The sequence below is a fragment of the Brevundimonas sp. UBA2503 genome, assembly GCF_002341485.1.
GTDB lineage: Bacteria > Pseudomonadota > Alphaproteobacteria > Caulobacterales > Caulobacteraceae > Brevundimonas > Brevundimonas halotolerans.
On record NZ_DDOD01000022.1, the window covers coordinates 121,583 to 144,270 of the forward strand.

The 22,688-nt window shown below is 67.2% G+C and carries 22 protein-coding genes; 13 read left to right on the forward strand and 9 right to left on the reverse strand.

What is annotated here, in order from left to right; genetic code table 11:
• The 5 genes from B4K74_RS10925 to B4K74_RS10945 form a co-directional block, all read left to right on the forward strand.
• A partial coding sequence (locus B4K74_RS10925; RefSeq protein ID WP_286692948.1) for an FAD-binding protein occupies positions 1 to 975 on the forward strand: 975 nt, incomplete at its 5' end.
• A gap of 2 nt (positions 976 to 977) precedes the next feature.
• Entirely contained in the window at positions 978 to 1,781 is an 804-nt protein-coding gene (locus B4K74_RS10930) for a succinate dehydrogenase iron-sulfur subunit (RefSeq protein ID WP_286692949.1), read from the forward strand.
• Positions 1,781 to 2,101 (forward strand): 2Fe-2S iron-sulfur cluster-binding protein, encoded by a 321-nt coding sequence (locus tag B4K74_RS10935; RefSeq protein ID WP_286692950.1) that lies wholly within the window; start codon positions 1,781 to 1,783, stop codon positions 2,099 to 2,101. Before B4K74_RS10930 ends, B4K74_RS10935 begins: the two co-directional genes overlap by 1 nt.
• 1 nt (position 2,102) lies before the next feature.
• Positions 2,103 to 2,909, forward strand: coding sequence for a kinase (locus tag B4K74_RS10940; protein WP_286692951.1), 807 nt, complete (start codon positions 2,103 to 2,105; stop codon positions 2,907 to 2,909).
• A complete protein-coding gene (locus tag B4K74_RS10945) occupies positions 2,906 to 3,229 on the forward strand; it encodes a PilZ domain-containing protein (protein WP_286692952.1) in 324 nt (107 codons plus the stop codon). Before B4K74_RS10940 ends, B4K74_RS10945 begins: the two co-directional genes overlap by 4 nt.
• A gap of 4 nt (positions 3,230 to 3,233) precedes the next feature.
• On the opposite strand, the gene B4K74_RS10950 is transcribed toward B4K74_RS10945, so the two are convergent.
• The 3 genes from B4K74_RS10950 to B4K74_RS10960 form a co-directional block, all read right to left on the reverse strand.
• Positions 3,234 to 4,229 carry an alpha/beta hydrolase family protein gene (locus tag B4K74_RS10950; RefSeq protein ID WP_123287970.1) on the reverse strand — a complete coding sequence of 332 codons (996 nt, stop codon included), beginning with the start codon at positions 4,227 to 4,229 and terminating at the stop codon, positions 3,234 to 3,236.
• Between the two features lie 93 nt (positions 4,230 to 4,322).
• The gene (locus tag B4K74_RS10955) at positions 4,323 to 5,177 is read right to left on the reverse strand and encodes a haloacid dehalogenase-like hydrolase (protein WP_123287969.1); all 855 of its coding nucleotides are present in this window, start codon (positions 5,175 to 5,177) and stop codon (positions 4,323 to 4,325) included.
• Positions 5,178 to 5,209: 32 nt separating this feature from the next.
• Positions 5,210 to 7,561, reverse strand: a complete 2,352-nt coding sequence (locus B4K74_RS10960) for a sensor histidine kinase (RefSeq protein WP_286692953.1) — start codon at positions 7,559 to 7,561, stop codon at positions 5,210 to 5,212.
• Positions 7,562 to 7,640: 79 nt separating this feature from the next.
• Here B4K74_RS10960 and B4K74_RS10965 point away from each other — a divergent pair, with 79 nt between their 5' ends.
• The 3 genes from B4K74_RS10965 to B4K74_RS10975 all read left to right on the forward strand — a co-directional run bounded on the left by B4K74_RS10965 (position 7,641) and on the right by B4K74_RS10975 (position 10,214).
• Positions 7,641 to 8,096 (forward strand): metallopeptidase family protein, encoded by a 456-nt coding sequence (locus B4K74_RS10965; RefSeq protein WP_123287967.1) that lies wholly within the window; start codon positions 7,641 to 7,643, stop codon positions 8,094 to 8,096.
• Between the two features lie 184 nt (positions 8,097 to 8,280).
• Positions 8,281 to 8,709 (forward strand): DUF2141 domain-containing protein, encoded by a 429-nt coding sequence (locus tag B4K74_RS10970; RefSeq protein WP_286692954.1) that lies wholly within the window; start codon positions 8,281 to 8,283, stop codon positions 8,707 to 8,709.
• Positions 8,710 to 8,738: 29 nt separating this feature from the next.
• The gene (locus B4K74_RS10975) at positions 8,739 to 10,214 is read left to right on the forward strand and encodes a carotenoid oxygenase family protein (RefSeq protein WP_286692955.1); all 1,476 of its coding nucleotides are present in this window, start codon (positions 8,739 to 8,741) and stop codon (positions 10,212 to 10,214) included.
• 3 nt (positions 10,215 to 10,217) lie between these two features.
• Here B4K74_RS10975 and B4K74_RS10980 read toward each other — a convergent pair whose 3' ends face one another.
• Positions 10,218 to 10,967, reverse strand: coding sequence for a LytTR family DNA-binding domain-containing protein (locus B4K74_RS10980; RefSeq protein WP_286692956.1), 750 nt, complete (start codon positions 10,965 to 10,967; stop codon positions 10,218 to 10,220).
• Between the two features lie 209 nt (positions 10,968 to 11,176).
• On the opposite strand from B4K74_RS10980, the gene B4K74_RS10985 reads away from it, so the two are divergent.
• The 5 genes from B4K74_RS10985 (at position 11,177) to B4K74_RS11005 (ending at position 15,508) form a co-directional block, all read left to right on the forward strand.
• Positions 11,177 to 12,442 carry a type III PLP-dependent enzyme gene (locus B4K74_RS10985; RefSeq protein WP_286692957.1) on the forward strand — a complete coding sequence of 422 codons (1,266 nt, stop codon included), beginning with the start codon at positions 11,177 to 11,179 and terminating at the stop codon, positions 12,440 to 12,442.
• Positions 12,443 to 12,609: 167 nt separating this feature from the next.
• On the forward strand, positions 12,610 to 13,656 hold the full coding sequence (locus B4K74_RS10990; RefSeq protein ID WP_286692958.1) for a 1,9-bis(guanidino)-5-aza-nonane synthase: 1,047 nt from the start codon (positions 12,610 to 12,612) through the stop codon (positions 13,654 to 13,656).
• An 86-nt stretch (positions 13,657 to 13,742) separates the two neighbouring features.
• Entirely contained in the window at positions 13,743 to 14,105 is a 363-nt protein-coding gene (locus B4K74_RS10995; RefSeq protein ID WP_286692959.1) for a ribonuclease, read from the forward strand.
• A 93-nt stretch (positions 14,106 to 14,198) separates the two neighbouring features.
• Entirely contained in the window at positions 14,199 to 14,705 is a 507-nt protein-coding gene (locus tag B4K74_RS11000) for a hypothetical protein (protein WP_286692960.1), read from the forward strand.
• 35 nt (positions 14,706 to 14,740) lie between these two features.
• Positions 14,741 to 15,508: a PA-phosphatase gene (locus B4K74_RS11005; RefSeq protein ID WP_286692961.1), complete on the forward strand. Its 768-nt coding sequence runs from the start codon at positions 14,741 to 14,743 to the stop codon at positions 15,506 to 15,508.
• Here the strand turns inward: B4K74_RS11005 and aguB are convergent.
• The 5 genes from aguB to B4K74_RS11030 form a co-directional block, all read right to left on the reverse strand.
• Entirely contained in the window at positions 15,505 to 16,404 is a 900-nt protein-coding gene (gene aguB / locus B4K74_RS11010) for an N-carbamoylputrescine amidase (protein ID WP_286692962.1), read from the reverse strand. The two genes, B4K74_RS11005 and aguB, sit on opposite strands and share 4 nt — an antisense overlap.
• A complete protein-coding gene (locus tag B4K74_RS11015; RefSeq protein WP_286692963.1) occupies positions 16,401 to 16,796 on the reverse strand; it encodes a four helix bundle protein in 396 nt (131 codons plus the stop codon). The genes aguB and B4K74_RS11015 overlap by 4 nt, the downstream gene beginning before the upstream one ends.
• Positions 16,793 to 17,779, reverse strand: a complete 987-nt coding sequence (locus tag B4K74_RS11020) for an agmatine deiminase family protein (RefSeq protein ID WP_286692964.1) — start codon at positions 17,777 to 17,779, stop codon at positions 16,793 to 16,795. Before B4K74_RS11020 ends, B4K74_RS11015 begins: the two co-directional genes overlap by 4 nt.
• A 217-nt stretch (positions 17,780 to 17,996) precedes the next feature.
• Positions 17,997 to 21,185 (reverse strand): TonB-dependent receptor, encoded by a 3,189-nt coding sequence (locus B4K74_RS11025; RefSeq protein WP_286692965.1) that lies wholly within the window; start codon positions 21,183 to 21,185, stop codon positions 17,997 to 17,999.
• 177 nt (positions 21,186 to 21,362) lie between these two features.
• Positions 21,363 to 22,469: a capsular biosynthesis protein gene (locus B4K74_RS11030; RefSeq protein ID WP_286692966.1), complete on the reverse strand. Its 1,107-nt coding sequence runs from the start codon at positions 22,467 to 22,469 to the stop codon at positions 21,363 to 21,365.
• Positions 22,470 to 22,688 lie beyond the last annotated feature (219 nt).

Sequence of the window (22,688 nt, forward strand, 5' to 3'; positions counted from 1 at the left end):
GGTGAGCGCTTCATGGAGCGCTATGCCCCCTCGGCCAAGGATCTGGCCAGCCGCGACGTGGTCAGCCGCTCCATGACCATCGAAATTCGCGAAGGGCGCGGCGTGGGCCCGAACAAGGACCACATCTTCCTGCACCTCGACCACCTGGACCCCAAGGTCCTGCACCAGCGCCTGCCCGGCATCTCCGAATCGGCCAAGATCTTTGCCGGGGTCGATGTGACCAGGGCCCCGATCCCGGTGCTGCCGACGGTCCACTACAATATGGGCGGCATTCCCACGAACTATCACGGCGAGGTCCTGACCAAGGCCGGCGACGACGGCAGTGTCGTGGTCCCGGGCCTGATGGCCGTGGGCGAGGCCGCCTGCGTCTCGGTGCACGGCGCCAACCGTCTTGGCTCCAATTCCCTGACCGATCTGGTGGTGTTCGGCCGCGCCGCCGGCCTGCGCGCCGGTGAAGTGGTCGACAAGGCCTCGAAGGTGCCCGACGCCCCGGCCTCGGCGACCGACGCCCACGTCGCCCGTCTGGACCGGTTCCGCAACGCCTCGGGCTCGACGCCGACCGCCGAGCTGCGCCTCAGCATGCAGCGCGCCATGCAGTCCGACGCCGCCGTCTTCCGCACCGGCAAGACGCTGGACGAGGGCGTGGCCAAGCTGCGCGCCATCGACGATGCCATCGGCGACATCCGCGTCACCGACCGCGGCATGATCTGGAACACCGACCTGATCGAGACCCTAGAATACGACAATCTGATCGCCCAGGCCGCCGTCACCATCGAAAGCGCGGCCAACCGCAAGGAAAGCCGCGGCGCCCATGCGCGTGAGGACTTCCCCGACCGCGATGACGTGAACTGGATGAAGCACACCCTGGCCTGGAAGACCCCGGGCCAGCGGGTGAAGATCGACTATCGCGCCGTTCACGACTTCACCCTGACCGACGAGATCGACTACATCAAACCCAAGGCGCGGGTGTATTAAGCATGGCTGAACTGACCCTCCCCCGTGCGTCGCAGCCCCAGCGTGGCAAGGTGCACAAGGCCCCCAAGGGGGCGAAGAACGTCAAGACCTACAAGGTCTATCGCTATGATCCCGAGGAGGACGCCAATCCGCGCTGGGACGTGTTCGAGGTCTCGGCCGACGACCACGGCCCGATGCTGCTGGACGCGCTGATCCACATCAAGAACACCATCGACCCGACTCTGGCCTTCCGCCGCTCCTGCCGCGAGGGCATCTGCGGCTCCTGCTCGATGAACATCGACGGGCGCAACACCCTGGCCTGCACCAAGGGCTGGGACGAATGCTCGTCGTCCAACATCTCGATCGGCCCCCTGCCGCACCAGCCCGTGGTCAAGGATCTGGTCACCGACCTGACCCTGTTCTACGCCCAGTACGACTCGATCCAGCCCTACCTGCAATCGGACGAGCCGGACCCGACCACCGAACGGCTGCAGACCCCGGCCGACCGCGAGAAGCTGGATGGCCTGTACGAGTGCATCCTGTGCGCCTGCTGCTCGACCTCCTGCCCCAGCTACTGGTGGAACCAGACCGAATACCTCGGCCCGGCCGCCCTGCTGCAGTCCTACCGCTGGATCGCCGACAGCCGCGATGACGCGACCGACAAGCGCCTCGACGACCTTGAGGACCCGTTCAAACTCTATCGCTGCCACACGATCATGAACTGCGCCCAGGTCTGCCCCAAGGGCCTGAACCCGGCCAAGGCCATCGCCGAAACCAAGAAGCTGATGGTTGCCCCGGGCCGCAAGAAGGCCAAGGCTCCGGCCTGATGGCGAAGATCACCTATATCGAACATGACGGCACCGAACATGTCGTGGAGGTCAAGAATGGCCTCTCCGTCATGGAGGGCGCGATCCGCAACAATGTCCCCGGCATTGATGCCGACTGCGGCGGGGCCTGCGCCTGTGCCACCTGTCACGTCTATGTCGTTGAGGACTTTGCCGCCGAGACCGGCCGGGCCAGCGCCATGGAGGAATCCATGCTGGACTTCGCAGAGAACGTCGAGCCGAACTCGCGCCTGTCCTGCCAGATCCGGGTGTCGGACGATCTGGACGGGCTGATCGTACGCCTGCCCGAAAACCAGCACTGAGGTGTCCGGTCCCCGGATCGCGCCGGACCTTCTCGCCCTCGTCGGGCGGTTGATCGAGGCGGCACCTGCCGGACGCCCGGCCCGCATCGCCATCGTCGGAGCCCAGGGGTCGGGCAAGACCACGCTCGCCCGTGCCGCCGCCCACGCGTTCAATGCCGCCCAGATCTCCATCGACGATGTCTATCTGACCCGGGTCGAGCGCGAGGTCATGGCCCGCGACGTCCACCCGCTGTTCCTGATGCGGGGGCCGCCCGGCACCCACGACCTCGGCCTGCTGAACGACCTGATGGACCAGCTGTCGGCGGCCGGGCCCGACGACACCACCTGGCTGCCCGATTTCGACAAGCGCGGCGACGACCGCCTGCCCACGGATCGCTGGCGTCCGTTTCGCGGGCGGCCCTCGGCCATCCTGATCGACGCCTGGTGTCTCGGCGTCGTGGACGAGGATGCAGCGGCGCTTGAGGCGCCCGTCAATGCGTTGGAACAGACCCGCGACGCCGACGGCCGTTGGCGGTCTGCCATCAATGAGTTCGTCGCCGGGCCGTACCGGGCCTTCGCCGACAGCCTCGACGCCATCCTGTTCCTTCAGGCCCCGTCGTTTGACGTCGTGCTGGACTGGCGCTGCCAGCAGGAAGCCGACCTGCTGGGCATCGACCCCGCCGACCTGCCCGACGAAGAGCGCACCCGTCTGGCCGACTTCATCCAGTATTTCGAGCGCATCACCCGGCGCATGCTGGCGGGCGGCGTGACCGCCGATGTCACCGTTAAACTGGATCGAAACCGTGTGCCGGGCCCTATATCGGCATGAGTATCGAGCGTCGACTTGAGCCCCGCAGCGCGATCGAGGGACGCGCCCTGATCGTCGCTCCTGCGGTCGAGCACACCTGCCGGCTGATCGACCAGTCGCGCTCGGGCCTGCGCATCCGGCTGGACCGCTCGGTCAGCCTGCCGCGCGACGCCTTCATCGTCGATATGCCCTCCGGCATCGCCACCCCCGTCCAGATCGTCTGGCAAAAGGGCATGGAGGCCGGGCTGAAGCGCACCGGCGAGGGCGCCACCCTGCGTGGTCTGGTCCCCTCACGCCTGATCGCCGTCCGCGACGCCTGGCAGCGCGCCGGCGGGCGCTGACCCCTTACGGCTTAAGATGCCGGGCGAGGAAGGCCACCACCTGCGGCCAGGCCTCGGCCCGGGCGGCGGCATTGGCCTCGGGCGTGCCGCCGCTGCGGTGCGCGTCACGCGGGCCGCCGTCGCCGATCAGGTCGTGCCCCGCCTCGGCATAGATGAGCGCGTCGGTCTCCAGACCCGCCGCCTCGCGCGAAGCCACGATGTTGCGGGCCTGACGGGCCGAGTTCCACTGGGCGTCCAGCTCTCCGGCAATCAGCATCAGCGGCCCGGCATAGGCCTCGACCGGGATGCGGGCCGCGGCCTCGCGCTCGGGATGATCGGCCCGCCCGTTCTCATGGATGGCGCGCAGGTCCGCCGCATCCCCGGCCAGCAGCCCATCGACAAAGCCGCGATAGGGCATGAAGGGCAAGGCCTCGCCGTCAAACGAGAACGACGACCGCGTGCCCTCGGACTCGACAACCTCCAGCCCCCAGCCCTCCCAGACCACGTCCGACGGCGTATAGGCGACCACGGCGTCGATCCACGGATAGCGGCTGGCGGCGATCAAGGCGAACTCCGACCCCTTGGACCCGCCGAACAGGGCGAACCGCTCAACATCCACGCCCGGTATCGTCCCCAGCGCCTGACGCAGGTCGTCCAGCTGGTCGACGCGGATGTCGAGGAAGCTGCCCGGCAGATCGGGGAACTGCGGCGGCGGTCCATAGTCGCCCCAGTCCGGCGAATAATAGGGCAGGCCGACGGCCGCATAGCCCAGGCGCGCCAGCACCGGCCCCATCACCCGGCCCGCCTCATCGCCGCCGTCGGCGCCGTGCAGGATGACGACCACGGGCCGCGCCTCAGCCCCCGCCAGCCGCCAGACCTGCGCATGCGGAATGCCGGGCACGGCCATAACCTCGATGGCGGCATCGGCCACCGCCTCCTGTGCCCGGACGGGCGGCGCGGTCACCGTCAGTGCCAGCATGCCGATACAGACGGCGAAAGCCCGCAGAAGGGGGATCAGCATGAGCAACGCTCCAAAAACCGGGCCCGGACGACCACCGCCCGCATACCCTTTCACCCATTAGTCGCCGCCGTAGCCCGGATCGGATGCAGACCCTCAGCCCGCCGGCATGGTCCCGGCGTTGACGGCGATCCGGCCGACCAGTCCCTTGACGATCAGGTCCAGCGGCGAGCCCTCGCGGTAGTCCGCCGCCGCCACGAAATTCACCCGGTCCTCGCTGATCAGCGAATAGATCTTCTGCTGGTCGCGATCCGAATTGCGCGGGTCATAGACAGCGATCGAGAAGCCGCCCTTGGTGTGCATCATCTTCATGGTCGGCACATCGGTATCGCCGTCACCGAGGAAGATCATCCGCTCGAACGGCACCGGGCGCTCGGCGTCCGGGATGAAGCGGTTGATGCGGTCATGCTCATAGTGGTTGAGCACGCCCTTGTTGATGCGGAACAGATACTGGGTCTTGGTCGTGTAGTTGACACCGACCGCCGGCCAGACGGCCACCCCGTCCTTGTCATAGACGAATTTCGACGCGAACACGTGATGGAACTGGTCGCGGATCGGACAGCCGTCGATCATCTCCTCCAGCCCGGCCGAGATGATGTAGTGCTCGATATCCAGCCCGTAGTGGCGGCCAAAGGCATTCATCCGGTCGAACCAGCCGGGGCCGGTCAGATCGGTCTTCAGCCCGTCGAACAGCTTCACATCATGGCCGTGGTCGCGCAGCGTCCGCCGGGTGATCGGCGCATCGTTTTCGCGCGCCCGCTGCAGCATCAGCTGCATATACATCAGGATGCCGTCGCCGTCGGCCTGGCGGGTCAGGGTCTCCGCCTCTTCCCAGAAGGCGCCCTTCTCCATCCCGACCGAGGGGATGAAGCTGACCTCCTGCATGTTTCCACGGGCAAGGGTGCCGTCGAAATCATAGATCAGGGCGGTCTTCAGAAGCGGTCTGGCCATGGTCTTTCCCTCGGCAGCGGTGCCGCGACGGGTTAGTGAGCCGGGCCCGCCGTGTCAAAGCGTTCCAGACCGTCGGCCGGGGCCGCTGCCACCATGCGCGGCAGGTGCAGGCTGAAGGTCGCCCCCTCGCCCGGCACGCTCTCGACCTCGGCCCAGCCACCGTGCAGCTCGACCAGCGCCTTGGTCAGGGCCAGACCGACGCCCGGCCCCCCGCGCTCGCGTCGCACGAACCGGTCAAACACATGGGGCTGCAGGTGATAGGGGATGCCACGCCCGGTATCGGAAACGCGCAACCGCACCTCGCCCTCGCCGGCCACCGCCTCCAGCGTCACCAGCCCGCCTTCGGAGACCGCCCGGGCGGCGTTGTCCAGCAGGTGATCCAGCGCCTGGGCCACGCGGGTGCGATCGGCCTCGATCTCGCCGATGCCGCGCGGGATATTGACCGTCAGCCGCGCCCCGCGTCCCTCGATCCGCGCCCGCACAGCCTCGGCCGCCTCGGTCAACAGGTCCGCCAGACGGATCGGCTGGATCGACAGGTCCATCTCGCCCGCATCGATCTGGGCCATGTCCAGCACATCGTCGATCGAGCGCGCCAGCTGGGTCGCGGCGATGCGGATGGCGCCCGCATGCTGGCGGCTGCGATCCGGCAGCTCGCCCGAGGCCTCCAGCAGCTCGGAATAGCCGACGATGGTCGTCAGCGGCGTCCGCAGCTCGTAAGAGACACTGCCGACGAATTCCCGCTTCAGCGCCTGGCTCTCGGCCAGCGCCGCCTCGCGCTCGGCCAGGGCCTGTTCCAGCGCCCGCTGGGCCGTCACATCGGAAAAGGCCACCAGCGTCGCCCCGTCCGGCAGCGGCCGGGTCTGCCAGGCGGCAATCCGCCCGTCGACCGTCCTACCCTCGCCCGAGACGGCCACGCGGCTCTCGGGATCGGGGTCGGCGACGCGCGCCTTCAGCCCCAGCCACAGCCCGGCATCGGGCAGCACCTTGCGACAGATCTCGGCCACCACCTCAAAATCGGCCTGCGGGTCGAACCGGTGCGCCGACGGCCCCCAGAAGGTGGAAAAGGCCTCATTGTGCAGCCTCAGCCGCCCGTCCGAGCCGAACACCGCCACCGCATCGTTCAGCTTGTCCAGCGTCGCCCGCTGCACCTGGAGCTGGCCGTTGAAGAGGCTGCGCAGGTTCAGCTCATCGGTGATGTCCGAGAAGATCAGCAATATGCCGCCCAGCGGGTGCGGCTGGCGCACCACCCTGAGCGTCCGCCCGTCGGGCAGGGACCAGCTGTCGTCGGGCGTGGCCTCGGTCGCGCCATAGAATTCCAGCTCGCGCGCCCGCCAGCCGGCATAGTCGATCACCTCGGGCAGCAGCCGACGCTGGCGTAGCCGGTCCAGCAGCTCCGCATGGGTCGGCCGCTCGTCCAGCCACGCCGGGTCCAGATCGAACAGGGTCTGGAAGGCCGTATTGTGAAAGGCCAGCCGCTTGGACGGGCCAAAGATGGCCACCGCATCGGCCAGATGGTTCAGCGTCTCGTCATGGGCCTCGACGTGGCGACGCAGGGTGTCGCGCGTCTCCTCGGCCTCGGTCATTTCGATGGCAAAGGCGGTGACCGCCCCGCCGCCGACGCTGGGCTCGGCCAGCACGCGCCAGGCCTTGCGGCGCCCGTCGGTGGCGGTCCAGCGGAAGCCTTCTTGCCGTGTGCCCTGGCGCAGGGCGTCGGCGACGATGGCCTCGGCCCCCCGGTCAAAGGTCAGTTGCCGTTGCAGGGCGTCTTCCAGACTGCCGGCCTTGACCGCCGCCAGCCAGGCCCGGTTGGCCCAGGCCAGACGTCCGGTGGAGTCCACGACCCAGGTCGGCACCGGTGAGGCATCGGCCAGCAGGCCCGCGGCACTCTCGCCGGTGCCCAGACCGGCCGAAATCTCGGCATCGGTGAACCGCAGCCAGGCCGAGCCGGCCAACGCCCGGCCCTCGATCCGCCAGACTCCGGCGTCGGTCTGAAGCGCCAGATCAAAGGCCACACCCGACTGGACCAGCGCCTTCAGCCGCGCGGCATCGGCGTCCCGCACCCGCGCGATCAACACATCGCCCGCCGCCTGATCGGCCTGAGTCAGGGTCGCGATCAGGTCGGGATCGCCGAACACCTGACCGGCCCGCAGTTCACCGTCGGCATTGCCCAGAATCTGGACCCGGACCTCGCGCATCAGCGCCAGACAGGCATCGCGGGTGGCAATCAGGTCGGCGCGGGCCTCAAGCTCGGCTTCCAGCGCGGCCTCGCTGCGACGGGCGCGGGCATCCAGACGCCACGCCCAGGCACTGACCGCCAGCGCCAGACCGGCAGCCCCCACGGTGGCCACATAGGCGATGTCCGCACCGGCGATCACGCTTGCCATTCCTCCCTCCGCCAAAGACCCGACCCGGCGGCTTGATTCGCTCGTTCACCATACCCCAAGATGGCCCGCTTGCACCGCCATGCCCGTGCGGTCCGGAGACCACCCCCTGTCCCCTGCCAAATCCTCCCCCACCTCGCTCTGGAGCGACAATCCCGTCGCCCCCTCGCTCGACGATTTCGCCGCCGTGGCGCGCGCGGCGCTGGACGCCCTGCCCGAGCCGTTTCGCGGCCTGTCGCAGGACGTCGTCCTCCGGGTCGATGACTTCGCCGATGCCGAAACGCTCGAGGCGCTGGGCATGGAGGAACCCTTCGAGCTGACCGGTCTCTACTTCGGCGTCGATGTCGGGCGGCGCGACGAAATGGGACCGGCGGCCGAGCCCTCGCGCATCTTCCTCTACCGGCGGCCCATTCTGGATGAGTGGTGCGAGCGCGGCGACGTCGGCCTCTCCGACCTGATCGCCCATGTGTTGATCCACGAGATCGGCCACCACTTCGGCCTGACCGACGACGACATCGACCGCATCGAGGACGACTGACGGCACCGCGCCCGAAACCGGCTGTCCGTTCGCGTATCGCCAACCGCCGCGCGCGGATTTGACCTGTCCGTTGGCGAAGGCGGCGCGGCGGTTTCCGTAAGTGCAGTGGCGGGCCGGGCAGCACCGGCTCAGGGTCTGGTCATCCACGGAGCGCACCGCTCCTGACCTGACCGGAGAGACCGCCATGAAGATCCGTATCGCCCTGATCGCCGCCGCCCTTGTCAGCACCGCCGCCTTCGCTCCCCAGGCCCGGGCACAGGACTCCAGCGTCACCTTCCAGTTCGAAACCGGTCGCACCGGCGGCACGGTCATGGTGGCCCTGTTCAGTTCTGGCGAAGGCTACAACCGTGACCAGTCCGTCGCCTCCCGGGTGGTGCCTGTCACCGCTGAAACCGTCAGCGTCACCTTCGAAGGGCTGGCACCCGGTTCCTACGCGATGCGGTCGTTCTACGACATCAACGACGATGGCGAAATGAACACCAACCTGTTTGGCATGCCGGTCGAACCCTATGCCTTCTCCAACAATGCGCGCGGCAATATGGGCCCCGCCAGCTGGGAGCGCGCCCGCTTCAATGTGAACGGCGCCGTCGTCCAGACCATCAGCCTGCGCTGATCCGAACCCCTGAATTCCGGAGACCCGCCATGATCCCGTCCCGCCGATCCTTCCTGCTGGGTGCTGCCGCCATGGGCAGCAGCGTCCTCACCCCCGATGTGGCCGAGGCCGCCCGCCTGCTGACCGCCCAGGATGCCGTCACCTCTGACTGGGGGCTGGTGACCGGCGACATTGAGGGGGATATCGCCCCCCACCGGCTGACACGGATTCACGGCCGGGCTCCGGCGGGGCTGGAAGGCGCCCTCTATCGCAACGGCCCGGCCAAGTTCCGCCGCCCCGGCGGCTCGGCCGAGCACTGGTTCGACGGCGATGGCCTGATCCGCAAATTCAGCGTCTCGGGCGGTGAAGCGACTCTCGCCGCCCGCTTTGCCGACACCCCCAAGCGCCGTCAGGAAACCCGGCTCGACGCCATGGTCATGCCCGGCTTCGGCACCCCGGCCGATCCCCGGGCCGAGATCGGCTCGAACGACGACGCCAATGCCGCCAACACCTCCATGCTCAAGGTCGGCGACGACGTCTGGGCGCTGTGGGAAGCGGGCTCGCCCACGGCGATGGACGCTGGCACGCTGGAGACAAAAGGCTTCGTCACCCTGCGCGACGATCTGAAGGGCATGCCCTTCCTCGCCCACCCCCGGGTCGAGCCGGACGGTCGCATCTGGAACCTCGGCATGAACGGGGCCCAGGCCATCGTCTGGCGTCTGGCCGCCGATGGCACGCTCGAGAACGCCAGCGTCGTCCCCCTGCCGCGCGCCTCTTACATCCACGACTTCACCGCCACCGCCCGTCATCTGGTGATCGTGCTCCAGCCCTGGGTGCAGGTCCGCCAGACCATGCCCTTTTCGGCCGCCTTCGACTGGCAGGCCGGAACCGGCACCCAGGTGCTGGTGCTGGACAAGGACAACCTCGACAGCCGCCGCCTGTTCGACCTGCCCGACTTTGGCTTCTTCCATCTGGGCGACGCCTGGGAAGAGGCGGGCGGCACGATCCGCTTCGATGTGTGCGCCCATGCCGACATGCGCTTTGCCGCGACCGGCGCGACCGAGATCCTGAACGGCGTGCCGTTGGGCGGAGAGCCTGCCCGCCTCGCCCTCGCCGTCCTCTCACCGGATGGCAGCGCCCGTCTGGATCGCACCACTGTGGTCGCCGAATTCCCGCGCAGCGACCCGCGCCGCGCCGGCCAACCCCGCCGCTTCAGCCTGCACACGGCGGGCGAGAGCCCCGACCGCCCGTTCGCCACAGCCATCGGCCTGCACGACTGGTCGACCGGTCAGGCGCACCAGTACGATTTTGGGCCCGACCACGTCGTCGAGGAGATGGTGGTGGTGCCCAAGCCGGGTCAGGACGCCGAGGATGCCGCCTGGCTGGTCGGCCCGACCATCAACCTCAAGGACAAGGTCACCGAACTGCATGTGCTGGACATGGCACGCCTGTCGGACGGCCCGGTGGCCAGCTGGCGCTCGCACACGGCCCTGCCCGCCGGCTTCCACGGCATCTGGGCGGATTGAGGCTCAGTACCAGCCGGCGGCCCTGAGTGCGCGGGCATGGCGGCGGCTGACGGGCACGCTCAGCCCGCCGTCCAGCGTCAGGGTCGCCCGCCCATCGCCCCGGGCGACATCGCGCACGGCGTCGCGCGCCACCCACCAGCTGCGATGGGTCTGGGCGCCTTCCAGCCCCTCCAGCTCGGAAAGCGCGTCGGCCAGCCGCATCAGGATCAGGTCCGAGCCCCGGTCGGTGTGCAGGCGCAGATAATGGTCCTCGGACTGCACCGCGATCAGCCGCGCGCCCCTCAGCCTGGACGGCAGGCGATCGAGGAACCGCGCCGGCGCCTGGCCGGCCGCGGCCTCGTGCGTCTGGACCGTGCGGGCCCGGGTGATGAAGACATTGATGGCACTCATCGCTCCCGTGATGCTCAGCACCGGCGCCACCAGATAGAGCATGGCCGATAGCGGATAGATCCGCCCCTCGAAAAACAGGCCGGTGGCCAGCCACACCATCAGCAGGATCGGCCCGAACATCAGGGCCGTCAGCACCCCGACCATTACCCACGGCCGGTCATCCAGATCGAGGAACCGCTCGACCAGGTAGCCACAGACGTGGCCCCACAGCCCGCCCAGCACCATCAGCGGCACCCAATAGGCAATCCGGTGCCACAGCGACAGAGCAGGGTCGCTGAACGCCCCGCTCAGCGCCAGCACCAGCCCCGCCAGCGCGGCAATGCCCAGTCCGCGCAGGAAGTCGCGCAGCGTATCGGCCGTCATCTGTCCATGCCCCTCATGCTGCCCCCGTGGCCCCCTGAATGCGGTCTCGGGCCCCGCCCTGCAAGCGATCCCGGCGAAACCGCCACGAAATTACCGCTTTACATGACACTGCGTTTTCCCCATATCGCGGGTTCCGGCGGACCCCGTAGGTCCTATGCTTGCGCCGCTAACGCCGGTCTGGGTTAACAATTTGCAGGGGGTTACGTGAATTGCGCACGTACCAAATTCCCCTGGACCTGGTCCGTGAGCGGTCCCCTGAACGTCCCGTCGCCCTCGTGCGGCCGCGTTCAGTTTCCGTAGCGGCGCGCTGGTTCCAGGACAATCTAAAGGCTGACGTCTTCTATGCGGTGAAGGCGAATCCGTCGCGTTGGGTCGTCGAGACCCTGGTCGAGGCGGGCGTCACTGCTTTTGACGTGGCTTCGCTGCCCGAGATCGAACTGGTCCGTTCGGTCAGCCCCGACGCACGTCTGGCCTTCATGCATCCGGTCAAGAGCCGCGCGGCGATCACGCGCGCCTATTTCGATCACGGCGTCCGCACCTTCTCGCTCGATTGCGTCGAGGAACTGCACAAGATCCTGGACGCCACCGGTCAGGCCGCCGACCTCAATCTGATCGTGCGTATGGCCGTCTCGGCCGATGGCGCCGCCTATACCCTGTCGGGCAAGTTTGGCGTCTCGCCGGATCAGGCCCCGTCCCTGCTGCTGGCTGTGCGTCAGGCGGTCAAGGACGGGCTGATGGGCGTCAGCTTCCACGTCGGCTCGCAGTGCATGCGCCCGTCCGCCTATGAGGCCGCCATGGCCCAGGTCGGCCGCTCGATCAGCCGCGCCGGCGTGTTCGTCGACATCGTCGATGTCGGCGGCGGCTTCCCCTCGGTCTATCCGGGCATGGTCCCGCCGGACATGCAGGAATATGCCGACGCCATTCACCGCGGCTTCAACGAGATGCCGGTCTCCGAGACCACCGAGCTGTGGTGCGAACCCGGCCGCGCCCTGGTCGCCGAGTCCAGCTCGATCCTGTGTCAGGTCGAACTGCGCAAGGGCGATGCCCTGTATCTGAACGACGGCTCCTACGGCTCGCTGTTCGACGCGACCCACTCCCGCTGGCCCTTCCCGGTCAAGCTGGTGCGTGACGCCTCGGCCTCGACCGACCTCAAGCCGTTCCGCTTCTACGGCCCGACCTGCGATTCCATCGACCACATGCCCGGGCCCTTCTATCTGCCCGCCGATATCCGCGAAGGCGACTATATCGAGATCGGTATGCTGGGCGCCTATGGAGTGGCCATGTCGACCGGCTTCAACGGCTATGGCGTGCACGACATCGCCATGGTCGAGGACGCCCCCATGGCCTCGCTCTACGGTCTGGCGCCGCGGTCGATTCCGACCGTCCGCACCTCGGCCGAGGAACAGGCCCGCAAGGTCGTTCGTTTCAGCCGTCCCAAGGGCAAGGCCGGACAGCGCAAACAGCGCCGCAGGTAATTTTCCGTCTATCCCGGCGAAGGCCGGGACCCAGATTGCCTGACTCTGCGCTATAGGGTCTGGACCCCGGCCTGCGCCGGGGACACGGAGTTTGTTTCGTCGGTCGCTCCGTCCCGACGCGGCAAGGTTTTAACGACGGGCGCTCAAACCAAAGGGAAACCCTTGCAATGAACGTCACGCCGAACACCAAGGCCCAGCTGCTGCAGAACACCGTCGAGCACATCGACATCACGTCCTTCGACGCCCGGCCGATCATCGACGCCATGCGCAAGATGAGCTTCTCGTCGCGCGACACGGCCCGCGCCGCCGACATCTTCAACATGGCCATCGAGGACAAGGACTGTTCGCCGTGGCTGATCCTGGCTGGCTCGACCTCGGCCGGCGGCTGCATGCATGTGTACCGCGACATGGTGAAGTTCGGCATGATCGACGCCGTGGTCGCCACCGGCGCCTCGATCGTCGACATGGATTTCTTCGAGGCGCTCGGCTTCAAACACTATCAGGCCGCCGGCGAGGTGGACGACAACGTCCTGCGCGACAACTACATCGACCGGATCTACGACACCTATATCGACGAGGAAGAGCTCCAGGCCTGCGATCACACCATCCTCGAGATCGCCAACCGCCTCGAGCCGCGCGGCTATTCCTCGCGTGAGTTCATCTGGGAAATGGGCAAGTGGCTCAGCGAAGGCAACGCCAAAAAGCCCGGCTCGCTGATCCAGACCGCCTATGAAGAAGGCGTGCCGATCTTCTGCCCGGCGTTTGTCGACTCATCGGCCGGCTTTGGTCTGGTCAAGCACCAGAAGGAACGCGCGGCCGCCGGTCAGCCCTATATGATGCTGGACGCCATCGCCGACTTCCGCGAACTGACCGACATCAAGATCGCGGCGGGCGTCACCGGCCTGTTCATGGTGGGCGGCGGCGTGCCCAAGAACTTCGCCCAGGACACGGTCGTCTGCGCTGAAATCCTCGGCGTCGAGGCCGAGATGCACCGCTATGCCGTGCAAATCACGGTCGCCGATGTCCGCGACGGCGCCTGCTCCTCCTCGACCCTCAAGGAGGCCGCCAGCTGGGGCAAGGTCCAGACCACCCACGAGCAGATGGTCTTTGCCGAAGCGACCACCGTCGTGCCCCTGATCGGCTCCGACGCCTGGCACCGCGGCGCCTGGAAGAACCGCGAGAAGCGCCGCTGGCAAAAGCTGTTCGAGGCCTGATCGGCCCCGACTGCTGCCCCCGAGCGATTCCGGGAACCTTGGCCGTCTGCCGGCGCTTAACCTCTGCAATGGAGGCAAGACCGCAGATGGCCGATCCCGACAAAACTCCTGACACCGACGAGGGCCGTGAGGCCAAGGCGATGGGTGAGCGCACCGATCTGGGCCACCAGCCCGATGCCCTGTCCGACAGCCTCGATCAGGAGCATCTGGACCGCGCCCTCAGCGGCAGCGATTCCGGCTCCGACACCCGGGCCGGGTCGCTGCGGGGCGGCTCGGCCTCGGGCTCGGATATCGATCCGGATTCCGATGCCATCAATGCCGATCTGTCCCGGATGGGTCGCGACGGCAACGGGTCGAAACCGGACCAGACGCCCGCCGGCAACGGCCCGATCCGCAACACCGGCGACGACCGGTCATCCGGCGATGGCGCCGACGCCTCGACCGGCTGAACAATCGCCTTGATGGCGCCCACGTCCTGCGCCAACGTGCCTTTCGGCGTCTGCCAGAAGGCTGATTCCGCGACCCAACCCAGGAACGGGACCATGAGATTGCAACCGATCCCGCGCCGTATGTCTGCGCGTCTTGCTGTTACGACGGCGCTTGCTGCCAGCCTGACGCTGGCCGCCTGCGGTCAGGGCCCGGCAGAAGACGACACCCCGCCCGCCGAGGCCGAAGCCGCCGCCCCGGAAACGCCCGAAGCACCCGCGGATGGCGCGGAGGTCGCAGAGGTTACGTCCTCCGGCCCCCCCGCCTATGCCGCCGCCTATCCGGGGGCCCAGCCCAGCCCGTCGGACGCGCCCACCACGGACCTCGGCGGAACGGCCACCTTCACCACCTCTGACAGCCCCGAGGCGGTCATCGACTTCTATCAGGCCAAGGCCCGCGACAGTGGCCTGTCGACCGTCTCCGCCCTCAAGCAGGGCCAGACCCAGGCCTATGCCGCTGTCGACCCCGAGGGACGCGGCGCCACCCTGCAGGTCGTGGCCGAGCCCTCCGAGGCGGATGACAGCCAAACCCGCGTGTCCGTCACATGGACGGCGGGCCAGTGACAGCGAGGAGGCGGGGCCTGCCCCTCCTCCTGCTCATGCCGCTGCTGGTCGCCGGCTGCAGCCTGTCCGAGCGCCGACCGGACCCTCGGTCGCTGTCCGCCCCCTCGCCCCCTCAAGGCTTCGTCACGGCGGGTCAGATCGACGCCATTGCGGGCGCGCATCGCCCCGCCCCCGGCCCCACCTCTGCCGATCTCGCCGCCGACCACCTGACCTGGGCGCAGGAGGGCCAGACCCCCGGCACGGACCGCTGGTACCTGGCCATCCGCCATGTCGAGCTGCGCCCGGCCTTCGCGCCCCAGCATTTCGACTGCGCGCTTGGAACGCGACTGGGCGCGGCCGAAACGCCTGCTGTCACCGACCTGTTCACCCGCCTGGGCCGCGACGTCGAGGCTGTCTGGCAGAGGCTGCGGGCCGCCCGTCCCCGCCCCATCGACATCGGCACCGACCGCGCCGCCTGCATCCGCCTGCCCGAAGGCGACAGCGGCCACGGCTGGTCGCCCTCCGGCGGCGCTGCCCTGGCCACCGTCTGGGCCGAGGCGATGGCCGACCTTGCCCCCGACCGCGCCGAACAGTCACGCCGCATCGGCCGCGAAATCGGCCTCAGCCTGTCGATCTGCGGTCTGGCCTGGCCGCAGGATGTGGCGGCCGGCCAGCGGCTGGGACAGGCCGTCTGGCAGGCCGCCCGCACCGACCCGGCCTATCTCGAACTGGCCGATGCCGCCCGCGCGGAACTGACGACAGCCCGCGCGGACCCACTCGAAAACTCCGCATGCGCGGCCGAGCGGCTGGCCCTGCGCTCTTAGGGACGGGCGCTGACCAGCGGGCCGTACAGGTCCGTGCGCCGGTCGCGGAAAAAGCCCCAGGCCGCGCGGTGCCGATCCAGAAACTCGAGGTCAAAGCTGTGCACCAGCACGCCCTCCTCGTCCCGGCCCAGACTTTCCACCAGATCGCCCCGGTGATTGGCGATGAAGGAATGCCCGTAAAAGGTCTGCCCCTTGTCGGTCACCGTCTCATGGCCGATGCGGTTGGCGCCGACCACCGGCACGACGTTCGACACCGCATGGCCCTGCATGGCCCGCCGCCAGGGCTCGGCCGTGTCCAGCTCATCGTCATGGGGCTCGGTGCCGATGGCGGTCGGATACATCAGCACCTCGGCGCCCTGCAGCATCATCGCCCGCGCCGTTTCCGGGTACCACTGGTCCCAGCAGATGCCGACGCCGATCCGGCCAAACCGCGTGTCCCAGACCTTGAAGCCCGTATCCCCCGGCCGGAAATAGTATTTCTCCTGATAGCCGGGGCCGTCCGGAATATGGCTCTTGCGATAGACCCCCAGCGCCCGCCCGTCCGCGTCCAGCATCACCAGACTGTTGAAATAGTGCGGCCCCTCGCGCTCAAAGATCGACACGGGGATGGCAACCCCCAGCTCGGCCGCCACCGGTGCCAGCGCCACGACACACGGATGCTCCCGCCAAGGCCAGGCTGTGCCGAACCAGTGCTCCTCCTGCGACACACAGAAATACGGCCCCTGAAACAGCTCCGACGGCAGGATCACCTGCGCGCCCTTCGACGCCGCCTCACGGATGAAGCCGATCGTCTTGTCGATATTGGCCTGCAGGTCCTCGCCATACGAGGTCTGGATGGCAGCGACGGAAAGGGACCGAGTGGCGAGTGATGAGTGGCGTGTGGCGAGTGAGCTCATTTGCGGCGCTCCTCCAGTTTGGTGATGAGACCGGCAAGCATCCGGCTGATTTCGTCGGCGGCTTTCAGGCTTGACGCTGCCGCTGGTTCGTCAAGATAGCCTAGGCGCTGTGCGAGGATCAGCTGTGTCTCGACTTCCGCCAGCGAGCCTCGGGCAATCGACAGATACCGCAGAAACTCGGCGGTACTGCGTCGCGCGCAGCCTTCGGCAATGTTCGACGGTACCGAAACGGCGGCGCGCCTGCCCTGGCTGATCAGACCAAACCGCTCATCCGAGGGCCAGTGGCGCGTCGCTGTGTAAAGGCCCTCGACCCAGTCCATGGCCTTCTGCCAGACGAGGAGGTCCCGGTAGTGGCGGACCTCGCCACTCGCCACTCGCCACTCGCCACTCATTCCGGCTCCTGTTGCGAAATGCAGTGGAACGAGCCCCCGCCGGTCAGGATCGCAAGCGACGGCAGGGCGATAATCTCGCGACCGGAAAGGACGACCCGCAACGCGTTGCAGGCGGCTTCGGTCGCCGCTTCGTTCCCGTAGCTCGGCACAATGACCGCCCCATTGGCGATCAGGAAATTCATGTGGCTGGCGGGGGTGGGTTCGCCGTCCTCGTTCTCGATGCGGCCGGGCGAGGGAATGCGGATGACCGTCAGCCCCTCGGCCGTCAGCGCCCGGGCTGTGGCGTCATAGACCTCGTCATTGGGATCGTCCGCGCCCCAGCCCACCGGACAGGCGACCACCCCCGGGCCGACGAACCGCGCCAGATTGTCGACGTGGCCGTCCGTGTGGTCATTGGCCAGGCCGTCGCCCAGCCAGACCACGCGCGTCGCGCCCAACGCGTCGTCCAAGGCTGCTTCGGCGACCGCCTCGGTCCAGCCCGGGTTGCGGTTGGGGTTCAGCAGGCACTGGCGCGTCGTCAGAATCGTGCCCCGCCCGTCATGATCCAGCGCCCCGCCTTCCAGGATAAAGTCGTGCCGGTCCAGCGGCGTGCCAGAGGCCGCGCCGATCTGGGTCGCGACCGTGTCGTCATGCTCCAGCTCATACTTTCCGCCCCAGCCGTTGAACCGGAAGGCCGCCGCCCGGGCCGAACCCTGACCGAAGATCGGCCCGGTATCTCTCAGCCAGATGTCGCCGAATCGGCCGTCGATGACGGTCACGCCCTCCACGTCCGCGAACCGGGTGCGCGCCGGCTCCAGCGCCTCGGCCTTGCCGACCATCAGCCGCACCTGCTCGCGCCCCGGGCCGGCCAGCGCCCGCACCAGTCCCTCGACCTCGGCCTGTGCGGCCTCAAGGTCGTCTTCCCACAGCTCGGCATTGCTGGGCCAGCCGACCCACATGGCGCGGTGCGGAGCCCATTCGGCCGGGACGGGAAAAGCGGTCATGCCGGGATCATCCTTCATAGGGGCAGGCCGCACCAGATAGGCACGAACCGCCTCCCCCTCAAGCCAACCCCTCAAGTAGCGAGCGACCGCGTCGCGAGCGGTAGGGAAAATATACGCCCTCAAGCAGCGAGGCTCCGCGAGCCGAGCGGTAGGGCAAAAAAAAATTAAGGGCGGACCGTTTCCGGCCCGCCCTCGATCTTTGGTCTGCAGCTAAAACTTAGAAGCTGTAGCGCAGGCCCACACGCACTTCCCAAAGCGACGCACCGGTCACGCGGGACTGGCCAGCGGGCTGGAGGAACTGCTGGAAGACGTACTGGCCGGCACCGTTGCGGTCCACGTCCACCACGCCCTGCGATTGCGGGAAGGAAGCCTCACGCAGGATGCCCCATTCGTCGTTCAGCAGGTTGCCGAGGTTTTCCACGACCACGAAGGCCGCAGTGCGGTGACCCGACATCAGGCCCGGCAGCTCCTGCTCGATCCGCAGGTCGAACTTGCTCCACCAACCGCTCTGGACGGCGTTGCGGGGCAGGGTCGAACCGGCAAACTCACCCAGACCGTGTTCGTCGATGAAGTCGAAGAAGGCGGCCTGGTCGAAGCCCGGCTGGAACACCACGTTGGGATCCGACGGACCGGTCGGGATGTACAGCAGGTGACGGTTGTCGATGATGTCGCCGAAGATGTCGCCGTCGTCGCCCGAGAAGGCGAAGCCGAACGGACGGCCCTCGTTCGCACGACCGAACAGGGTGAAGCGGGTCATGTAGTCGCCGAAGATTTCCCGCTCATAGTTCATTTGCAGGGTGATCCGGTGCGGGATCTCATAGTTCGAGGTCGCCACGTTCGGGTTGTTCGGATCAAACACCGCCACGTTGGCATAGTTCGAGAAGGCCACCGACGAGGTCATCGGATTGACGTCTTCGGCCTGGGTGAAGGCATAGCCCAGGGTCCAGTCCAGGCCCCAGTCGTAGGACTGGGTCAGGCTGGCCGAGAACACCGTTTGATGTCCGCCATCCGTATTGGTCAGCACGAAGTCATTGTTGAAGTTCCGGCTGGAGCAGGCGGCCGCAGTCGGATTGACGCAGTCGGGGTCGCTGCGGTCGATCGAGCGATAGATCGGGCGACCGTCAACCATGGTGCCGATCTGGGCCAGCGTCAGATCCTTGATGATGGCCGCATCCTGGGTTTCCGAGTGCAGGAGGTCGAGGTCAAGGCGGACGCCTTCACCCAGAACCGGCGCATCGAACCAGTAGGTGGCACCGATGGCGAACTTCCAGGCCGACGGCAGGTCGAAGTCGGGGTCCAGCGCATTGACGCCAACATTCGGCGTACCGGTGGTCACGGCGGTGACCAGCGAGTCCGGAATGTCGAACAGCGGCTGACCGGTCGTGTTGGTGAAGATGTTGAAGTTACGGCGGTTCACCTGGATGTTGGTCACACCGTCGTTCGAATAGTTGTTCGACAGCCAGACGTTGGGGTTGCCGCCCGAATAGAGGCCGAAACCACCACGGAACTGCAGATTGTCGGCGAAGTCATAGCGGAAGCCGAAGCGCGGCTGCAGCAGCCCCTTGCCGTCCAGGTTCGACGTATTGGCAAAGCCGTTGCGCGCCACGAAGTTGGCGTTCAGGGCCGGCTCGTCGTTCGAGTCGTACCAGTCATAGCGCAGGCCGAAGGTCAGGGTCAGGTCGTTCGAGAAGACCCACTCGTCCTGGGCGTACAGGGTGTTGGTGCCGTAGGCGAAGCTGGCCGCCGCATCGTTCGGGTCCAGCGAGGCCGCGTTGCCGTAGAAGACCTGCGAGGCGTTGCCGTTGCGGAAGTCGTTGATGCTGTTGAAGCGGAACTCGCCCTGGCTGTGCTGGACGAACAGGTTGAAGATTTCAAGGTCCTCGCGCTCGTAGCCGAAGGTGAACAGATGGTCACCCCAGATGTACGATCCGCCGAGCTTGTAGCTCATCGTCTCATAGCTGAGCACGTTCGAATGACGCGAGTCGTCGGCACCCAGATAGACGGTGGCGCGCGAGTCGACGCTGTCGCCATCATGGTCGTTGAGAGTCCGGATCTGGACTTCCCCGACGTCGAGGCCGCCTTGCGGGATCTGGCGGTTGTCCAGGGTCGAATAGGCGACGCGGAACTCCGTCGAGAAATTGTCCGTCCAGTCCGAGAAGACCTGCAGGACATAGGCGTTCAGCTCGGCACCGCGCTCATACAGGTGACCCGAAAATTCGAATTCATCCGAGCCGCGGTCCGACTCCGTGATGTTGAAGCCATCATTGTAGTTATAGGTGAAGGCCGCGCGGTGCTGATCGCTGATGTTCCAGTCCAGCTTGATGAGCAGCTTTTCATCTTCATTCGGCTGCGGGGCCGGAATGCCACCCGGGTCAAAGCCGTACACGGTGCGGGCGATATCAAGGATCTCGTTGTACTGGGCCATCGACAGGCCCTGCACTTCGGCGCCACCGCCGCCGGCCGGCGAACGGTCAAAGAAGTTGACGCCGTCCAGCTTCTCATAGGCGGCGAAGAAATACAGGCGATCCTGGATGATCGGTCCGCCCAGGTTCACACCCCAGCGGGTCTCCTCGAACTCACCCAGGTCAACCGAACGGCCTTCCAGCGAGGCGCCGGTCAGCTCGTGGTCGCTGTAGTCGTAGAAGAAGCCGCCCGACAGGCTGTTGCCGCCCGACTTGGTCACGGCGTTGATGTTACAGGCGGTGAAGTTGCCGTATTCGACGTCGAACGGGGCCAGTTCCACGGCCACCTGCTGGATGGCGTCGTAGGAGAAGGGCATGCGCTCGGTCGGATAGCCCGACGAGTTCAGGCCGAAATTGTCGTTCAGGCGGACGCCGTCGACGGTCAGGCTGTTGAAGCGCGGGTTGGCGCCGCCGCACTGCACGGCGTCAACGAAGGCTTCGTCGACATAGACGCGCGGGTCGATCGCGATCACGTCGCGGATGTCGCGGTTGATGGCCGGGGCGTTGGCCAGGTCTTCGGCGGTGAAGACGGCGTTCGGGCCGATGGCGGTCTGCACGACGCCGCCGGCGGTGCCGATCACGACCACTTCGTCCAGCTGGGTGCCGCCTTGCGAGACATAGACGTCGGCAACGGTCGCGTCGCCAATGCCGATGGCCGCGACTTCACGGGTGCCCGAGACGCCGGCGGCGTCAACCTGGACCGTGTAGGGGCCGCCGACGCGCAGGCCGCGGGCGTTGTACTGGCCGTTGGGGCCGGTGACGGCAACCGAACGGGTGCCCGAGGGCACGTGGGTCACAGTGACCGTGGCGTTGGCGACCGGCTGGCCGCTGTCGCCCAGCACGGTGCCACGGATGGCGCCGGTGGTTTCCTGGGCATGAACCGCGGTAGCTGCGGTCATCATGAGTACGGCGACCGAGGCCCCGTAGGCGAACTTCTTCAGCATGTCTGGCGTATCCCCGCTGACTCGCCACGAAACGGCCCGGAATGGGACTCAATCGCGACGAAAGATGACAAGTGGGCTCCCTCTAGGCCGGACGTGGGAAGCTCCGACGACACTAATATGACAATGACGTGACAGGGCTCTGGGGGTGGCGCGAGAGCCACACCTTCGCTCGGCGCCTCAGGACCAGGGCAAACCTTTCCCTGCAAATCGCCGGACCAGGGCCAGGGAGGTCGCGCGTCGCACCGCTGGTCCGTGAAAGCCACCATTAATCTGGGTGTTGTCGATCACCCAGGTGCGGAACCGGGCAAACAGGTCCGGGTCGGGCGCGCGCGGCGCGCTCCAGAACTGGTCAAGCGGGCGGGGGTCCGTCAGACCCTCCATGTCGAAAAAGGCCTCTCCCAGAACCTTGACCGGCGTGCCAAACCCGAGCGCGGATAGCGCCGCGCTGGAGTTGTTGACCACCAGCCCCCGCGAGGCCCGACACAGATCGGCCAGGGCACCGCCGTCCAGATAATGCACCCGGGCGCTCACACCGCAGGCTTCAGCCAGCCGTCCGGTCTTCGCTTCCATGTTGGTGACACCGGCATCCAGCGGGTGCCCCTTGACCACCAGATGCAGCTCCGGCGGCGCATGGGTGGCGAAACTGTCCAGCACGCGCGCCAGAAACGCCGCATTGGTCGGCAATGAGGAATGGCGCACCAGCTGGCTGTCTCCATCCCGCTGCAGACAGACCAGAGCAAAGGGTAGATCGCCCTTCAGGACCGTCCTTAGCCGCTTGCGGGTCGCGGCCCTCCGGCTCTTCAGCGCCCGACCAACATGGCCAAAGGCCTGCCGCCAGGGCGGAGGGTCATACTCGGGCCGAAAGTGTGGAAAGGCCCTGCGGCCCATCAGTTCGATGAAATAGTAGAGGCTGATGTGGGTGACGTGCCACGGCAGGATGCGCCCGACCGGGACCGGTCGGGGTTCCCGGGCCTGCACATTGGCATAGGCCTCGGGGTCCGCCGGACTGCAGCCCTCGGCGTTGACGCCAGTGCGCTCGAGCGTGATCCAGTCCGGACGAAAGTATCCATTCTCCAGAACCCAGGTGTCCAGCCCTCGTATGCGGGCCGCAGCCAGAACCGCCCGTGCATGGGGGCTGGTATCCCCGAACACGATCACGTCGGTAAATTCCTCAATCCAGTCGGGAAGCGCCGTCCGGAACGCGTCGAAGGGTTCGCGGTGGACCCGACCGCCGCGGCGTCGCCAGTCGAACCGATCGCCCATGTTGAGAATGAGGCGCTGCACCGCGCCGCCCGCAGCCTCGATCGCGGCAGCGAGGTTTCGGGAAAATGGCCCAAAAGGCGCACTGGCGATCAGGAACCGGCGACCGGCAAGAGCATCCTGCTCGGGTAACGGCGCAGGAAAGGAGCGATGGGAAACGAACACAATCCTCCCTTTGACCGGTCCGGCCCGCCTGTCCAGTCGCGGGCAGGAAAACCTCGTCTCCCCCCCGAAACGACACCA

Bases quoted from the DNA above. Each gene is read 5' to 3' on its own strand.
- B4K74_RS10930 (WP_286692949.1), top strand. From the start codon at position 978: ATGGCTGAACTGACCCTCCCCCGTGCGTCGCAGCCCCAGCGTGGCAAG.
- B4K74_RS10935 (WP_286692950.1), top strand. From the start codon at position 1,781: ATGGCGAAGATCACCTATATCGAACATGACGGCACCGAACATGTCGTG.
- B4K74_RS10945 (WP_286692952.1), top strand. From the start codon at position 2,906: ATGAGTATCGAGCGTCGACTTGAGCCCCGCAGCGCGATCGAGGGACGC.
- B4K74_RS10950 (WP_123287970.1), bottom strand. From the start codon at position 4,229: ATGCTGATCCCCCTTCTGCGGGCTTTCGCCGTCTGTATCGGCATGCTG.
- B4K74_RS10955 (WP_123287969.1), bottom strand. From the start codon at position 5,177: ATGGCCAGACCGCTTCTGAAGACCGCCCTGATCTATGATTTCGACGGC.
- B4K74_RS10960 (WP_286692953.1), bottom strand. From the start codon at position 7,561: ATGGCAAGCGTGATCGCCGGTGCGGACATCGCCTATGTGGCCACCGTG.
- B4K74_RS10965 (WP_123287967.1), top strand. From the start codon at position 7,641: ATGCCCGTGCGGTCCGGAGACCACCCCCTGTCCCCTGCCAAATCCTCC.
- B4K74_RS10970 (WP_286692954.1), top strand. From the start codon at position 8,281: ATGAAGATCCGTATCGCCCTGATCGCCGCCGCCCTTGTCAGCACCGCC.
- B4K74_RS10975 (WP_286692955.1), top strand. From the start codon at position 8,739: ATGATCCCGTCCCGCCGATCCTTCCTGCTGGGTGCTGCCGCCATGGGC.
- B4K74_RS10980 (WP_286692956.1), bottom strand. From the start codon at position 10,967: ATGACGGCCGATACGCTGCGCGACTTCCTGCGCGGACTGGGCATTGCC.
- B4K74_RS10990 (WP_286692958.1), top strand. From the start codon at position 12,610: ATGAACGTCACGCCGAACACCAAGGCCCAGCTGCTGCAGAACACCGTC.
- B4K74_RS10995 (WP_286692959.1), top strand. From the start codon at position 13,743: ATGGCCGATCCCGACAAAACTCCTGACACCGACGAGGGCCGTGAGGCC.
- B4K74_RS11000 (WP_286692960.1), top strand. From the start codon at position 14,199: ATGAGATTGCAACCGATCCCGCGCCGTATGTCTGCGCGTCTTGCTGTT.
- B4K74_RS11005 (WP_286692961.1), top strand. From the start codon at position 14,741: ATGCCGCTGCTGGTCGCCGGCTGCAGCCTGTCCGAGCGCCGACCGGAC.
- aguB (WP_286692962.1), bottom strand. From the start codon at position 16,404: ATGAGCTCACTCGCCACACGCCACTCATCACTCGCCACTCGGTCCCTT.
- B4K74_RS11015 (WP_286692963.1), bottom strand. From the start codon at position 16,796: ATGAGTGGCGAGTGGCGAGTGGCGAGTGGCGAGGTCCGCCACTACCGG.
- B4K74_RS11020 (WP_286692964.1), bottom strand. From the start codon at position 17,779: ATGACCGCTTTTCCCGTCCCGGCCGAATGGGCTCCGCACCGCGCCATG.
- B4K74_RS11025 (WP_286692965.1), bottom strand. From the start codon at position 21,185: ATGCTGAAGAAGTTCGCCTACGGGGCCTCGGTCGCCGTACTCATGATG.